Raw genomic sequence first — 13,682 nt, 5'->3', positions numbered from 1 at the left:
GCACGCAGTTTCCCAATCCGCCGATCCGCAATGTCCGATTCCTTCCGCTGGCCCGCCGGGGCCGACCCGTTCCGTTTCCTCGAAGCGCTCGACAGCAAGCGCGCCCGCACGTGGGTCGACGAGCAGAATGCGCGCACGCGCGCCGCGCTGCGCGACGACGACGCATTTCGCGCGCTCACGGCGCGTCTCGCGAAAGCGTATCTGCCGCGCGAACGCCCGGTGATTCCGACCCGCTGGCGCGACTGGGCCTACGACCTGTGGCAGGACGATCTCCATCCGAAGGGGCTGTGGCGCCGCACGCGCTGGGACGACTGGCGCGCCGGCCGTCCGGCGTGGGAAACGCTGCTCGACGTCGACGCGCTCGGTGCCGAGGAGGGCGAGTCGTGGGTGTTCGAGCAGGACGCGATCCTGTATCCGGACGGCGATCGCGCGCTGCTGTCGCTGTCGCCGGGCGGCGCCGACGCGGTCGTCGTGCGCGAGTTCGATCTCGTCGAGCGCCGTTTCGTCGATGGCGGTTTCACGATCGACGAGCCGGGGCATCACACGATCGGCTGGATCGACCGCGATACCGTCTACGTGAGCTGGGATCGCGGCGAAGCGCATACGACCGCGGCCGGTTATCCGTATGAAGCGCGGCGCTGGGCGCGCGGCACGCCGCTTGCCGACGCGCCCGTCGTATTCCGCGGCGAACCCGACGATATCAGCGCGGGCGCTGGGTTTGATCCGATCGACAACCGCCACGTCGCATGGCGCAGCGTCGATTTCTTCGACGCGCATGCGTACCGGCTGACGGACGCGGGCGAGTGGGCGCGCTACGACGTGCCGACGCATGTCGAGGTCGGGTTCTGGGAAGGCTGGCTCGTGCTGGAGCCGCGCCTCGACTGGGACTGCGGCGGCGTGCGCCATGCGGGCGGCTCGCTGCTCGCGATCCGCGAGCAGGCGTTCCTGGCCGGGTCGCGCGAGCTCACGACGCTGTTCGCGCCGCAACCGTCGACGTCCGCCTGCACGTGGACGCACACGCGCACGATGCTGATCGCGAGCTGGCTCGACGACGTGCACAACCGCACGATGCTGTGGCAGCCGCGGCAGGCCGACGACGGCACGTGGACGTGGGATGCGCGGCCGTTCGACTGGCCGGGCGACGCGCAGATCGACGTCGAGCCCGTCGAGTCGACGCTGAACGACGAAGTCTACGTGGACGTCGACACCTATCTCGATCCGCCCGAATGCTGGCTGGCCGATCTTGCCGATCGCGCGGCCGATGCGCCGTCGCGCCGCGTGCTGCTCGACCGGCCGCCGGTGCAGTTCGATGCGGCCGGGCTCGTCGTGCGTCGTGCAAGCGCGCGCTCGCGCGACGGCACGGTGGTGCCGTACACGCTGATCGGGCCGCGCGATGCGCTGGACGCCCTCGATGCGCCCGGCGGCGCCGCGCGCGTCGCGCGGCCGTGCCTGCTGTCGGGTTATGGCGGCTTTGCGATCCCGAACCTGCCGGGCTACAGCGATGCGTTCGGCATCGGGTGGCTCGAGCGCGGCGGCGTCTTGGCGTTCGCGCACATCCGCGGCGGCGGCGAGTTCGGGCCGCGCTGGCACGTCGACGCGCAGCGCGAACACCGGCAGCGTTCGTTCGACGACTTCATCGCGGTGGCCGAGGATCTGGCTGCCACCGGCGTGACGACCGCCGCGCAGCTCGGGATCGAGGGCGGCAGCAACGGCGGGCTGCTGGTCGCCGCGTGCATGGCGCAGCGGCCGGAGCTGTTCGGCGCGGTGCTGTGCCGCGTGCCGCTGCTGGACATGCGGCGTTATCCGAAGCTGCACGCGGGCGCCGCGTGGCTCGACGAATACGGCGACCCGGACGATCCGCGCGAGGGCGCGGCGCTGGCCGCGTATTCGCCGTATCACCGCGTGCGCGAAGGCGTCGCGTATCCGCCGCTGCTGCTGACGACGTCGACGCGCGACGATCGCGTGCATCCCGCGCATGCGCGCAAGATGGCCGCGCGCATGCATGCGCTCGGTCACGAACGGGTGTGGTACTGGGAGAACACCGACGGCGGCCACGGCAGCGCCGACGATCTGGAACGCGCCGAATCCGACGCGGCCGAATTCGGGTTCCTGTGGGCCCATCTCGGGCCGGCGCCCGCGCGGCGCTGAACGCGCGCGGGCTACTGCGCGATCAGCCGACGACCGCGACGACGGGCGTGTGGTCGGACGGCTGTTCCCACGTCCGCGGCGTGCGGTCGACCTCGCACGACGTGCAGGTTGCGGCGAGCGCCGGCGACAGCAGGATGTGGTCGATGCGCAGCCCCGCGTTGCGGCGGAACGCCATCATCCGGTAGTCCCACCACGTGAAGGTCTTCTCGGGCTGTTCGAAGCGGCGGAACGCATCGACGAAGCCGAGCTCGATCAGCTTCGTGAAGTGCGCGCGTTCCTGCGGCGACACGAGGTTCTGGCCTTCCCATTTCGCGGGATCGTGCACGTCGCGGTCTTCCGGCGCGATGTTGTAGTCGCCGAGCAGCGCGAGCTTCGGGTGGCGCTGCAGCTCGGTGCTCAGCCATGCGTGCAGCGCGTCGAGCCACTGCATCTTGTAGACGAACTTGTCGGAGTCGAGCGCCTGGCCGTTCGGAAAATAGGCGGACACGATGCGCACGCCGTCGATCGTCGCGGCGACCACGCGCTGCTGCGGATCGTCGAAGCCGGGAATGTTGCGCACGATGTCCGATTCGTCGACGGACAGCGTGTCGCGCGCGAGGATCGCGACGCCGTTGTAGGTCCTCTGGCCCGTGAACCAGCTGCGGTAGCCGATCGCTTCGAGATCGGCGCGCGGGAATTTCTCGTCCGGCAGCTTCAGTTCCTGCAGGCACAGCACGTCGGTGCCGCTTTGCGCGAGCCAGTCGAGCACGTGCTGCTTGCGGACGTTGAGCGAGTTGACGTTCCAGGTGGCAATCTTCATCTATTATACATCGCCTTGTGTGACGGGTGTTTCCGGGAAGCGGGTAGCTTGAAATTGCATTTGGCTACCCGTCTAGCTACCCATTCCGATTTTGTTGCTTCAACTGCTCGAGTAGGGCGTCCACACTCTCGGCGGTGATGTAGCTGGAACGGGTGCCAAGTTTGACGAGACGAAGCTTACCAGCGTCGACCAGCCGGTAGACGGTGGTCTTCGAGATACTGAGCAGGCCCATCACGTAGCGAACCTTGTAGAGCTTCGCAGGCGGTGTCGGGGCCGGGGTTTGAAAAGGCGTGTGCGGCATGGTGGTTGCTCCTGGTCTGCGCGTCAGCGGCCCGCGCGGCGTTTCATGGCGTCGAGCAGGATGTCCTGCACGGCGCGCTTCGTTTCGCGGCGCTCGACGACGTCCTCGTCGATCGTGTCGCGCGCGATGATCGGGTAAATGAAAACGGGGCGGCGGTGGCCGGCCTGCAGCTGGCGCACGGGCCCGATCCGCTCGACGATCTGCATGTATTCCTCGAGGTTCCACCAGTGGCCGAATACCGCGAGGATGTTGCCGCCGTCCTGCAGGTTCAGGCCGTGGCCGGCGCTGGCCGGGTGGGCGAACATCACGGGGATCTTGCCGGCGTTCCAGTCGCGTATCGTCTGCGGGTTGTGATCGAGCTGACGCCCGCGCGGGAACGCGCGCTGCAGCCGCGCGAGGTCCGACTTGAAGTGGTAGGCGACGAGCACCGGCATGCCGGCCGCTTCCTCGACGATTTCCTCGAGCGCCTGCAGTTTCAGGTCGTGCACCTCGTGCCACGGCGCGGTGTCACGGCCGTCGTCCTCCTGCTTGTAGACGGCGCCGTTCGCGAGCTGCAGGCACTTCATCGTCTTGCTCGCTGCGTTCATGGCCTCGATCGGGCTGTCGTCGATCTCCATGAACATCTGCCGTTCCATGTCGCGGTACAGCCGCCGCGCGGCCGCCGGCAGCTCGACGTAGACCGGGCGCACGATCGGGTCGTCGAGGTCGAACCAGTCGGCCGGGTCGAGCGAGATTGTGCAGTCGGCGAGCGCTTCCTGAATCTGCGGCTGCGCATGCGGCAACGGGCGCGTCTGGTGGTACCTCATCAACGAGTCGATCCAGATCGGAAATGGGAACTCGAGCACGGCGTCGACGAAGCACGGCATCGTGCTTCGCGCAGTCGGAAATTCCGGGCTCACAGATTTCGGATTCTCTGGCTTTACGAGCGAGCCGACGGTCAAGATCAAGTGGGTTGGCGTGGCAGCGCCGGTGCTTCAGGTGCAAGGCCCTGTCATCGGGTGGGGCGTCCAGAATGTCGCGATCGACTGCAACATGATCGCGACGCACGGCATCATTACGTACTCGGCTTCGAACGGAGATTGCCGCAACCTGACGATCTACGGGCATACGGGGGCTGCGATTCAATCGGCGGCCTATCCAACATTCCCGGGTGTCGGCCTGACCGACGCAATTCAGAACAGCTGGCACAACACGACGATCAAGAACCCGGACGTCGCAGGCGTGAAGGGGATCGTGCTAGACGGCGCGGCCGATTCGACGTCGGATTACCACCTGTTCACGCAGACAACCATTCAAATGTCGTCCGCGGTCGCGAACACCGGGATCCACCTGCGCGCGGCCGACTCGTGCGGCTTCGTAGGCGTGCACATATTTGGCACGCCGCCGGGCGGTGGCGGCATCGTCTTCGACTACAGTTTCCGGCAATTCTGGCCGGCCGGTTGCTGGTTCCAAGCTGTGGACAACGGGTGCGGATGGGCAAACATCGGCACGCCCGGGACCGTTGGCGGCACACTCGGGCCTAACGTGCTGCACTCAGTGCTTGGTGCAAATGGCGCGTCCTATCCGGAATTGCCCAACCTCGTCGTGCCAGCGCTGCCGGGGCGATGGGCTTCCAAGACGTTCCAGGCTCAAACCGGCGCCGTGGCTTCCGCCGCTATCACGCCCTACGCAGTCCTTGAGTCGGGGCTGTACCGATTGTCAGGCTATCTCGTGATCACGGGTGCCGGTTCCGCCGGCGGGCTCGTGACGCCGCACATGGAGTGGAACGACGGGCAGAACACCAATACGGTCAATCCTACTTCGGTCGCGTCCAACACCGGCTGGACATCGTGGGATCAGGTCGTGTACTGCGCGGTGGGAACGTATATCAGTTATCGCGTCGACTTCTCTGGCGTAACTACGAGCCCCACGTACAAGGTGTATTTCAATGTGGAGAAGCTGTCGTGATGGCTCAACGCTCGAGGGTCAAATAATGGCTGAACCTACCACCAGCACGGCGGCCGTCGGCGCGCTTCTCTGGAAGCTGCTACCCGGCGCGATCGGATCGCTCATCGCGCTCGGGTTTATCGGCGAAGGGCTGACCCGCAAACAGAAAGTCGTTTCGTTCCTCTCTGGCGCGGCCGTCGCGTACTACGGCGGGCCGCTGATCGTTGCGTGGTTCGCGATCGCGGACAGCGGCGCGCAGCAGGCGATCGGCTTTCTCGTCGGGTTGTTCGGCCTGGCGATCACAAAAGAGCTGTTCAAGGAAATCAACACAGCCGACATCATCGGGGCCCTGAAACGACGCTTCCTTGGGGGGCAATGATGGTCACGATCTTCTATCTCGCGAATCTCGTCGTGCTGCTGTTCTGCATGTGGATCGCCGTCACGAACGTGTTCGTCACCGGCTGGTGGGGCACGCTCGGTTTCTCAATCATCGGCCTCGCGTCGGCGGTGAACCTGTTCAAGCCGATTCGCATGCCGTACGCGATCGACATGCCCGAAACGCTGATGTTGGTCGGGCTCGCGATCGTGTGCGTCTGGATCGTCGCGCGCGTCGTCTACTGGCACAAGAAGGGAGGGCGGCATGGCTGGCTATGACCCGATCAAGCTGAAAGCCGAGCTCACGCTCGATGAAGGGCGCCGTGCGCGCATCTACGTTGATACGGTCGGCAAGGTGTCGGGCGGCATCGGCCGCAACCTCACCGACAAAGGGTTCCGCGACAACGAGATCGATCTGATGTACCAGAACGACGTCGCCGAAACCGAGGCATGGCTCGATCGCAATCTGCCGTGGTGGCGATCGTTGGATCCGGTACGCCAGCGCGTCGTGATGAACATGGTGTTCAACATGCAGGGCAAGTTGCTGACGTTCGTGAACACGCTCGCCGCGATGAAGCGGGGCGACTATGCGGCGGCGGCCAGCGGCATGCTCGCATCGAAGTGGGCCGGGCAGGTGGGCGACCGGGCAAAGCGCCTTGCCGACATGATGCGGAGCGGCGCATGACGATCCTCGATCCCCGCGTCTGGCTGGCCGTCATCATCGCGCTCGCGATCACGGCCGGCGGCTGCTATTTCAAGGGCCACGCCGACGGCGTGCGCGCGACGACTACCGCAGCGCAGAAGGCGCAGCTCGTAGCCGTAGCGGCGGCGCGCGCCGAAGAACAACGCCGCACCGCGGCGCAATCGGAGATCGCAAACGATGCGAACCAACAACGTACTGCCGCGCTCGCGGATGCTTTTGCTGCTCGCGCTGCCGCTGGCGGCCTGCAGCAGCGGGTCGATCAACTCGTCGCAGCCGCCCGCCATTCCGCCACTGCCGCCGGAAGCCCGGCAACCGGCGACGCCCTCGATCTGCTTGCCGACGTGCTCGGCCGGGCTGACGAGCGCGCGGGAGATCTGGCGAAAATCGCTGACGAGCGGGGCATCGCCGGCAAGCAGTGCGAGCGCGACTACGACGCGCTAACCATTTCCAACGTGACGAAGGGCACACAATGAAAAAGATTCTCGCCGGCGCATTGCTCGCGCTGATGTCGGCCGCGCACGCGGCGACGATGGTTCCGTCGACGCTGATCAATTGGGTGTCGGTGCCGACCTGGCCGTCGGTATCCGCCGGCACTGTATTCGCCGGTCCCGCCGCAGCGTCTGGCGCGCCCACGTTCCGCGCGCTCGCGGTGTCGGACCTGCCAGTCGCAACTGTCGCCAAGGGCGGCACGGGCTGCAGCGCTGCGGCGGGGGCATGCCTCGACAACATCACCGGGTTCTCGGGCACCGGCTTCCTGAAGCGCACCGGCGCCGGCGCCTATGCATTCGTCGCTGACCCGCTGCCGGTTGCGAACGGCGGTACCGGGGCCGCGACCGCAAGCGCGGCGCGCTCGTCGCTCGGCGCGGCCGCGAGCGGTGCGAATACCGACATCACCAGCCTGAGCGCACCGGCGCTCGGCGCGGCCACGGCGACCACCGCAACGGCTGGCGACAATACGACGAAGGTCGCGACGACTGCCTACGTGCAGACGGCGATTACGGGCGGGAGCAATGCTGCGTCGTTCACGACGGTCAACGCGTCGGGCCTGATCACTCCGTCGTCGACGGTCGGCATCAAGGCGACCGCGACGAACGACGATGCGGCTGCCGGAAGCATCGGTGATTTTCCGTCACCGACAAATCTCTCTGGCGTGTCCTTGACAAATGGCGTTGTCGCCAACGTATCTAGCATCTCGTTGGGGGCCGGAGATTGGGACATCCAATGTAGTGCTCAGTTCACGCCGAATAGCGCGACCAATACGACGACATACGGCGCGGGCGTGTCCGTGACTTCCGCCACTTACGAAGGGCTTGGCACCTATGTAGCTAACGTGGGCGCGTCGTGGCCTGGTACATCCGGAGCCCCGGCGATCGGCACGCCTGTTGTTCGCAAGAAATTTGCATCTACGACGACTGTATATTGCGTCGCGAGCTCGTCGTTCTCGGGTAGCACAATGACCGCTAGCGGCTCGCTGCGTGCACGTCGCCCCCGTTGACGACGAGCGTGGTGAACGATGGCAACAACAGCATGTTCGCGAAATAGCTTAGGTGATCGCCGTCGAACAGGATCGGTTTGCCATCGCGGTAAGCATGGCACTCTGAGCCTGGGCAAAGCGTCGGCATCGAGTCCCATACCTGAACGCCGGGAACCGCATGCCCGATCTGCACGTACGCCGCGAGAATCGGTGCGCGCAAGTCTTCCAGCAGCGAGCGCGGGACGGAAAGGCCCTGCGCGCATATCGGATTGCTGCTGTTGAACCAGTCAGCACAGCGATACGGGATGCTCTCGAGCATTGGTGTCGGCGCTTCGAGAACAATGCGCGCGCCGCGGTCGGCAAACTGCCGCAGGACAGGGACAGCAGCGCGCACGCCGGCATCGCGGCCTTGCTGCGCGGCTTCACTGAACACAGCGTTCTTTGCCGACTCCACACCGAACACCGCCCACTGGTCGACCATACGCGGCAGGCGCAGCGACGCTAGAAGCACCACGTCGCCCGATTTGATCTTCGGGAGCATGTCGGCCACGGCGGCATCGCCGAACGCCTTGCACGTGTCATCGCGGCCGGGCGCCCACGGCTGCAGGCTCATGAAAGGGCAGCCGCCCACGTTATAGGCGTAGATCGTAGCGCCGGTGCGCGCGGCGAATTGTTTGAGCATTCCGGTGTACGCCATCGCATGTGAATCTCCAATGACGAATACATTGTGCGCGAACGTCGGTGCGGCATTGCACCCCGTCCGTTCGCGCACGAACACGGCGCCGCCTGAGAAATTGCGCAATGACGAAGCGACCGCGCAACCGTTGGGTGCCTGGACGCCGCTTGGTCCCTCGGGATACCAGAGTGCGGTGTTTTGCGTAACGGTGCTCAGGGAGATACGCGGCTGGTTCGAAGCGATGGCCGAGGACGCCACGTAGCCGCATGCCACGAGCGCGAGGCCGGCGGCGATCGTTGCAGGCTTCTTTGCCCTGCGCGCCATGCTTCGCGGCGGCTGCTCGACGAAATGGTAAGACAGCACCGAAAGGGCGCCGGCAAGCGCAAGCGCCGTTGCTTGCCATACGGGCGATTCCAGACCGACGGTCCAGCGGAACAGAACAAAGACAGGCCAATGCCAGAGATACAGCGAGTAGGAGATCTTGCCGAGGTACTTCATCGCTCGCCGCGTCAGCAGGATATGGGCAACGCCGCCGCGTCGGCCGTGCAGCGCCCCGAGGATCATCGCCGTACCCGCAACAGGGAGAACGCACGCAGGGAACGGCGCCGATTCCGGGCGCGCCGTGATCAACCCCGCGCCAAGAGCGATGAGGCCGAGGTCGCCGACTACGGCGAACCACGGGCGGTATGGGCTTTCCATGTCGAAGGAATGCCCACGCGCATGCATGATCTGGAACAGCAGCACGCCGATGCCAAGTTCCCAGAAGCGGGACCACATCATGTAGAAGGCAAGCGTTTCGTTCGTGCGGCCGAGCCAGATCGCGCACACGAAAGACGCGACTAACGCGATTGCGAAAATCGTCACGGACAGCGCGCGGCGGCCGCGCAGCCACAGGACGAACAGCAACGGGAATACCAGATAGAACTGTTCTTCGACGGCGAGCGACCAGGTATGCGTGAACGGGTTGAATTCCGCGACTGGCGAAAAATAGTTTCCGGTGTTGGCCGAGAGAATGAAATTCGACAGGCCTAGGAACGCGAACATACCGGTCCGCTGATTCGATGACGAAAGCCACGCTTCGGGAATGAACAGCGCGGAAGCGATGAACGTCACAAGCAGCATGACGACGAGCGCCGGTGCGATGCGCACCAGGCGTCGCGCGTAGAAGTACGACAGGAACTTGCCGAGACCCGGGTTGCCGAGCTCGCTCACCGACATCGCCACGACGAATCCGGAGATCACAAAGAACACGTCGACGCCCGCGAAGCCGCCCGGAAGCCACTTCGGATTCAGGTGGTAGATGACCACGGACAGGACGGCGATTGCGCGCAGGCCATCAATGTACGGGGCGTGAAAAGGTTTTTTCTCAGGGCGCATTGTCGTACCGGTTCTCAGAATGGTGCGGATTTTACAGGACGGTGTTGCGCCCCCAAAATGGCGGTCTACGCGACCGCCGCCAACGGCTGTCGAATTGGAATGATCTCGGCCTCGCGACCGTCTGCGCACGCGCCGACAAACTCGGCCCACTTTTCGAGCGCCGCGCGGCGCTCGGGAATCTCCTGGCGCACGTCGTAGATTCCTTCCATCCCTTTGAGCTTGTGGTTCAGGGCGATCTCGGTGATCCCCTTCGGGATACCCATATTCATCATGTGGCCCTTTGCCGTGCTGCGCGTATCGTGCGGTGTGAAGCGCCGGACTTCGAGGCCGCCACGCAGGAACGCACGGTCGATCGCCGCCCATAGCGTCGTGTTCCCGACGTGGGTGTCGCCGAGCCGGTTGATGCGCTGCTGGCCGCGCGCCGGCAGCAGCCACGGCGAATCACCGGACAGGGCGACCAGTTCCTCGATCCACGATGCGACGAGCGGCACGAGCGGCACGAGGAACCCGTTCCGGGTCTTGACCGTCTCGTCGGCGACGAACCAGGTGCCGCGCTGCAGGTCGATGAATTCTTTCCGGGCCTTGACGAGCTCGTTCGTGCGCACGCACGTCGCGAGCAGCACACGCAGCATCAAGCCGTTCGCGCGGCCGATCGTGTCGTCGATCCCGGGCAGGATCTTCGCCAGCTCGTCGACGGCCAGCATCACGCGCGGCTTGACCTTCGGACGGGCACCCATGATCGCCGTCAGCTCGACGCCGGCGCACGGATTCGCCGGGATGATCTTGCGGCCGCACGCGTGAGCGAATACCTGCTTCATCGTGGTGAGGATCCGCTTCGACATCGTCCAGCCGCGGCCGGCGTCCTCGACGGCCTGCACGATGTCGGCTGGCGTCACGCGGCGCACTTCCAACGAACCGAGTTTCGGTACGACGACGTTGTCGAGATCCCACTCGCGGTAATAGATCGTGTTCGCGGCGAGCGGCTTCTCGATGTCCTGCGCGAACCGCTTCACGCGGAAATCGGCGACCAGCTCGTTGACGGTCCAAGCGGCGGCCGACGCCGCGCGCTCGGTCTTCTTCGCGGCGGCCGGATCAGCGCCGTTGTCGATCGCGACGCGGTGCGCGCGGGCCGCCTTGCGCGCGGCTGCGAGCGACAGATCGGGGTAGTTGCCGAGCGTCAACTCGCGCCGGCGTCCGCCGGCCAGCCGGTAGCGCAGGATCCACGCCGCGGTGCCGCTGGCGGAAAGGGTGAAGGTCAGTCCGTCGCCGTCGGACTTTGCGACCGGTTCGGCCGCCGCGATCCAGCGCCGCAGTTGCATGTCGTCGAGCACATTCGTTTGCCTAGCCATATCGTTCCTCGTGGGTAGTTGGGTGATTCTAGCTACCCGACCAGCTACCCGAAACCAATGTGTCAACAGGGGTCAAACGCTAACCAGCGCTAACGAATTCCCTTGTCGGGAAAGGGGTTTAGCGTTGTGCTGCGTTCATTCAGGGTCCAGTGCGGTCGGTAATCTAGATCGCAGGTGGCGATTTTCATGAACGGGAGTATGCGTGCGGGGTGAATGCGAAGGCCGCCATCTTACCGCGAGCACGCGGCGCGAACGCGCGCGATGCGCGACGCGGCGAAGGTGTCACGCATCGCTGGATCGGGGAGGGGAGAAGAAATTGTGACAAAAGTGTTGACGTAAGTACTCCCTCACCCTATAATTTATTTCTCTGACGCGGGGTGGAGCAGTCTGGCAGCTCGTCGGGCTCATAACCCGAAGGTCGTAGGTTCAAATCCTACCCCCGCAACCAAGCACACCAGACGATGTGCAGCGCAAGTGACCGATGCGCGCTTCGTCGACAGGAACCCGGCCTCGTGCCGGGTTTTTTGTTTTCTGCGCGCGCGTCGTTGCGCGTCGCTATTGCGCAGCCCACTCAACGGCCGCCTTCGCATGCAGCGCGGTCGTGTCGAATACCGGCAGCGGCGAGTCGTCCGCGCCGATCAGCAGCGTGATTTCCGTACAGCCGAGGATCACGGCCTGCGCACCGCGCTTCACCAGTCCTTCGATGATCGTCACGTACGTCGCGCGCGATTCGGGCGAGATGACGCCGTGACACAGCTCGTCGTAGATGATCCGGTGCACGTCGTCGCGCCCGCGTTCGTCCGGTACGAGCACGTCCATCCCGAACTTTTCGCGCAGCCGGTCCGCATAGAACGGTAGCTCCATCGTATAGCGCGTGCCGAGCAGCGCGACGCGCTCGACGCCCGCGTCGCGCAGCGCGGTGCCCGTCGGATCGGCGATGTGCAGGAACGGCAGCGTCACCGCGGCTTCGATCGCGTCGTGCACGCGGTGCATCGTATTGGTCGTCAGCACGACGAGATCGGCGCCGGCCGCTTCGAGCTGCCGCGCGGCGTCGGCCATCCGTTCGCCGAGCGCGGCCCAGTCGTGCGTGCGCTGCAGCGCTTCGATCTCCGCGAAATCGACCGTCACCAGCACGCTCTTCGCGTTATGGTGCCCGCCATGCAGCGCCTTCGAATGCCGGTTGATCATCCGGTAGTACTCGGCCGACGATTCCCAGCTCATTCCGCCGATCAGTCCGATCGTCTTCATTCGTCACCTTTGCGTTTCGTGTGTCGCGGCAGACGAGTATAGGCGCCGCTCTCCGCGCACGGCCGGTACGATCCGCGCAAAGCGGGCCGGTACGGCGCAGCCGGGCGCGGCTGCACGCGACAGTTGAAACCGGCACTGTGTTTTTGTACAGTATCGGCACCGTGAACCCGACCACCATTCCGCCTGCCGATCCGCACGCACCGCCGCCTGGCGACGCGCTGCCGCGCATGCGCAAGATCATTCACTGCGATTGCGACTGCTTCTACGCGTCGGTCGAGATGCGCGACGACCCGTCGCTGCGCAATCGGCCGCTCGCGGTCGGCGGCCGGCCCGACCAGCGCGGCGTGATCGCGACCTGCAACTACGAGGCGCGGCGCTACGGCGTGCATTCGGCTATGTCGTCGGCGCTGGCGATGCGCAAGTGCCCGGACCTGCTGATCCTGCCGTCCGCGATGGACAAGTACCGCGCGGCGTCGCGGCAGATCATGGCGATCTATCGCGACTACACGCCGGATGTCGAGCCGCTGTCGCTCGACGAGGCGTACCTCGACGTCAGCGGGTCCGAGCGGTGCCAGGGCAGCGCGACGCTGATTGCGCGGGAGATCCGCCAGCGCGTGCACGACACCGTCGGCGTGACCGTGTCGGCCGGCGTCGCGCCGAACAAGTTCATCGCGAAGATCGCATCCGACTGGAACAAGCCCGACGGCCTGTTCGTCGTGCGGCCGCACGAGATCGACGCGTTCGTCGCGGCGCTGCCGGTGCGCAAGCTGCACGGCGTCGGCAAGGTGACGGCCACGCGGCTCGACCGGCTCGGCATCCAGACCTGCGCGCAATTGCGCGACTGGCCGCTGATCGACCTGCACCGCGAATTCGGCGCGTTCGGGCGGCGGCTGTACGAGCTGTCGCGCGGGATCGACGAGCGGCCCGTGCAGGCCGACCAGGAGCGCAAATCGGTCAGCGTCGAGACGACTTACGTGACCGACCTGACGACGCTCGAGCAATGCGCGGAGGAAATCCGCCGCCTGGTCGTGCAGCTCGACGCACGAATCGCGCGCGCGGGTGCCGCGCGGTCGATCCGCAAGCTGTACGTGAAGATCCGCTTCGCCGATTTCCAGCGCACGACGGTCGAGTGCGTGGCCGACGCGACGAATGCGGCTACGGCCGTCACGCTGCTCGCGAAGGGGCTGCAACGGCGCGCGCAGGCCGTGCGGCTGCTCGGCGTCGGCGTACGCATCGACGAGGACACGGCCGAGCGTCACGGGCAGTTCTCGCTGTTCGACGACGCATCGCCCGCACCATGAAAAAA

General features: G+C 65.6%; 14 protein-coding genes and 1 tRNA gene. 9 read left to right on the top strand and 6 right to left on the bottom strand.

The window, feature by feature from the left end:
* Positions 1-30 precede the first annotated feature (30 nt).
* On the top strand, positions 31-2,148 hold the full coding sequence (locus tag ACM6JT_RS16160; protein WP_217589364.1) for a prolyl oligopeptidase family serine peptidase: 2,118 nt from the start codon (positions 31-33) through the stop codon (positions 2,146-2,148).
* Between the two features lie 22 nt (positions 2,149-2,170).
* Here the strand turns inward: ACM6JT_RS16160 and xth are convergent, their stop codons facing one another.
* The 3 genes from xth to ACM6JT_RS16145 form a co-directional block, all read right to left on the bottom strand.
* On the bottom strand, positions 2,171-2,947 hold the full coding sequence (gene xth, locus ACM6JT_RS16155; protein ID WP_034183542.1) for an exodeoxyribonuclease III: 777 nt from the start codon (positions 2,945-2,947) through the stop codon (positions 2,171-2,173).
* Positions 2,948-3,023: 76 nt separating this feature from the next.
* A complete protein-coding gene (locus ACM6JT_RS16150; protein WP_414856833.1) occupies positions 3,024-3,248 on the bottom strand; it encodes a helix-turn-helix transcriptional regulator in 225 nt (74 codons plus the stop codon).
* A gap of 23 nt (positions 3,249-3,271) precedes the next feature.
* Entirely contained in the window at positions 3,272-4,054 is a 783-nt protein-coding gene (locus ACM6JT_RS16145) for a hypothetical protein (RefSeq protein WP_414856832.1), read from the bottom strand.
* 61 nt (positions 4,055-4,115) lie between these two features.
* Here ACM6JT_RS16145 and ACM6JT_RS16140 point away from each other — a divergent pair, with 61 nt between their 5' ends.
* The 6 genes from ACM6JT_RS16140 to ACM6JT_RS16115 are packed head-to-tail and all read left to right on the top strand — an operon-like array spanning position 4,116 to position 7,747.
* Positions 4,116-5,195: a hypothetical protein gene (locus ACM6JT_RS16140; protein ID WP_414856831.1), complete on the top strand. Its 1,080-nt coding sequence runs from the start codon at positions 4,116-4,118 to the stop codon at positions 5,193-5,195.
* A gap of 25 nt (positions 5,196-5,220) precedes the next feature.
* Positions 5,221-5,553 carry a holin gene (locus tag ACM6JT_RS16135; RefSeq protein WP_414856830.1) on the top strand — a complete coding sequence of 111 codons (333 nt, stop codon included), beginning with the start codon at positions 5,221-5,223 and terminating at the stop codon, positions 5,551-5,553.
* The gene (locus tag ACM6JT_RS16130; RefSeq protein WP_414856829.1) at positions 5,550-5,828 is read left to right on the top strand and encodes a holin; all 279 of its coding nucleotides are present in this window, start codon (positions 5,550-5,552) and stop codon (positions 5,826-5,828) included. Before ACM6JT_RS16135 ends, ACM6JT_RS16130 begins: the two co-directional genes overlap by 4 nt.
* A complete protein-coding gene (locus ACM6JT_RS16125; protein WP_414856828.1) occupies positions 5,815-6,234 on the top strand; it encodes a lysozyme in 420 nt (139 codons plus the stop codon). The genes ACM6JT_RS16130 and ACM6JT_RS16125 overlap by 14 nt, the downstream gene beginning before the upstream one ends.
* Positions 6,231-6,725 (top strand): DUF2514 family protein, encoded by a 495-nt coding sequence (locus ACM6JT_RS16120; RefSeq protein WP_414856827.1) that lies wholly within the window; start codon positions 6,231-6,233, stop codon positions 6,723-6,725. The genes ACM6JT_RS16125 and ACM6JT_RS16120 overlap by 4 nt, the downstream gene beginning before the upstream one ends.
* Positions 6,722-7,747: a hypothetical protein gene (locus tag ACM6JT_RS16115; protein WP_414856826.1), complete on the top strand. Its 1,026-nt coding sequence runs from the start codon at positions 6,722-6,724 to the stop codon at positions 7,745-7,747. The genes ACM6JT_RS16120 and ACM6JT_RS16115 overlap by 4 nt, the downstream gene beginning before the upstream one ends.
* Here the strand turns inward: ACM6JT_RS16115 and ACM6JT_RS16110 are convergent.
* Together ACM6JT_RS16110 and ACM6JT_RS16105 are read right to left on the bottom strand one after the other, a co-directional pair.
* Entirely contained in the window at positions 7,713-9,779 is a 2,067-nt protein-coding gene (locus ACM6JT_RS16110) for an acyltransferase family protein (protein WP_414856825.1), read from the bottom strand. The genes ACM6JT_RS16115 and ACM6JT_RS16110 overlap by 35 nt on opposite strands.
* A gap of 65 nt (positions 9,780-9,844) precedes the next feature.
* Complete coding sequence (locus ACM6JT_RS16105) at positions 9,845-11,194, bottom strand: tyrosine-type recombinase/integrase (protein WP_414856824.1); 1,350 nt, start codon at positions 11,192-11,194, stop codon at positions 9,845-9,847.
* 305 nt (positions 11,195-11,499) lie between these two features.
* On the opposite strand from ACM6JT_RS16105, the gene ACM6JT_RS16100 reads away from it, so the two are divergent.
* Positions 11,500-11,576, top strand: a tRNA-Met gene (locus ACM6JT_RS16100).
* Positions 11,577-11,683: 107 nt separating this feature from the next.
* On the opposite strand, the gene ACM6JT_RS16095 is transcribed toward ACM6JT_RS16100, so the two are convergent.
* Positions 11,684-12,376, bottom strand: a complete 693-nt coding sequence (locus ACM6JT_RS16095) for an aspartate/glutamate racemase family protein (protein WP_217589365.1) — start codon at positions 12,374-12,376, stop codon at positions 11,684-11,686.
* A gap of 137 nt (positions 12,377-12,513) precedes the next feature.
* Here ACM6JT_RS16095 and dinB point away from each other — a divergent pair, with 137 nt between their 5' ends.
* On the top strand, positions 12,514-13,677 hold the full coding sequence (dinB, locus tag ACM6JT_RS16090; protein WP_414856823.1) for a DNA polymerase IV: 1,164 nt from the start codon (positions 12,514-12,516) through the stop codon (positions 13,675-13,677).
* Positions 13,678-13,682: the final 5 nt, after the last annotated feature.

Origin of the sequence: Burkholderia sp. IT-111MI5 (assembly GCF_949752865.1) — a bacterium.
Lineage (GTDB): Bacteria > Pseudomonadota > Gammaproteobacteria > Burkholderiales > Burkholderiaceae > Burkholderia > Burkholderia pyrrocinia_C.
This window is presented reverse-complemented; position numbering and strand designations above follow the sequence as displayed.

What these genes read in the sequence shown, in the direction of transcription:
- ACM6JT_RS16150 (WP_414856833.1), bottom strand. Translation starts at nt 3,248, where the DNA reads ATGCCGCACACGCCTTTTCAAACCCCGGCCCCGACACCGCCTGCGAAG.
- ACM6JT_RS16115 (WP_414856826.1), top strand. Translation starts at nt 6,722, where the DNA reads ATGAAAAAGATTCTCGCCGGCGCATTGCTCGCGCTGATGTCGGCCGCG.
- ACM6JT_RS16145 (WP_414856832.1), bottom strand. Translation starts at nt 4,054, where the DNA reads ATGAGGTACCACCAGACGCGCCCGTTGCCGCATGCGCAGCCGCAGATT.
- ACM6JT_RS16095 (WP_217589365.1), bottom strand. Translation starts at nt 12,376, where the DNA reads ATGAAGACGATCGGACTGATCGGCGGAATGAGCTGGGAATCGTCGGCC.
- ACM6JT_RS16130 (WP_414856829.1), top strand. Translation starts at nt 5,550, where the DNA reads ATGATGGTCACGATCTTCTATCTCGCGAATCTCGTCGTGCTGCTGTTC.
- ACM6JT_RS16135 (WP_414856830.1), top strand. Translation starts at nt 5,221, where the DNA reads ATGGCTGAACCTACCACCAGCACGGCGGCCGTCGGCGCGCTTCTCTGG.
- ACM6JT_RS16125 (WP_414856828.1), top strand. Translation starts at nt 5,815, where the DNA reads ATGGCTGGCTATGACCCGATCAAGCTGAAAGCCGAGCTCACGCTCGAT.
- ACM6JT_RS16160 (WP_217589364.1), top strand. Translation starts at nt 31, where the DNA reads ATGTCCGATTCCTTCCGCTGGCCCGCCGGGGCCGACCCGTTCCGTTTC.
- xth (WP_034183542.1), bottom strand. Translation starts at nt 2,947, where the DNA reads ATGAAGATTGCCACCTGGAACGTCAACTCGCTCAACGTCCGCAAGCAG.
- ACM6JT_RS16120 (WP_414856827.1), top strand. Translation starts at nt 6,231, where the DNA reads ATGACGATCCTCGATCCCCGCGTCTGGCTGGCCGTCATCATCGCGCTC.
- ACM6JT_RS16110 (WP_414856825.1), bottom strand. Translation starts at nt 9,779, where the DNA reads ATGCGCCCTGAGAAAAAACCTTTTCACGCCCCGTACATTGATGGCCTG.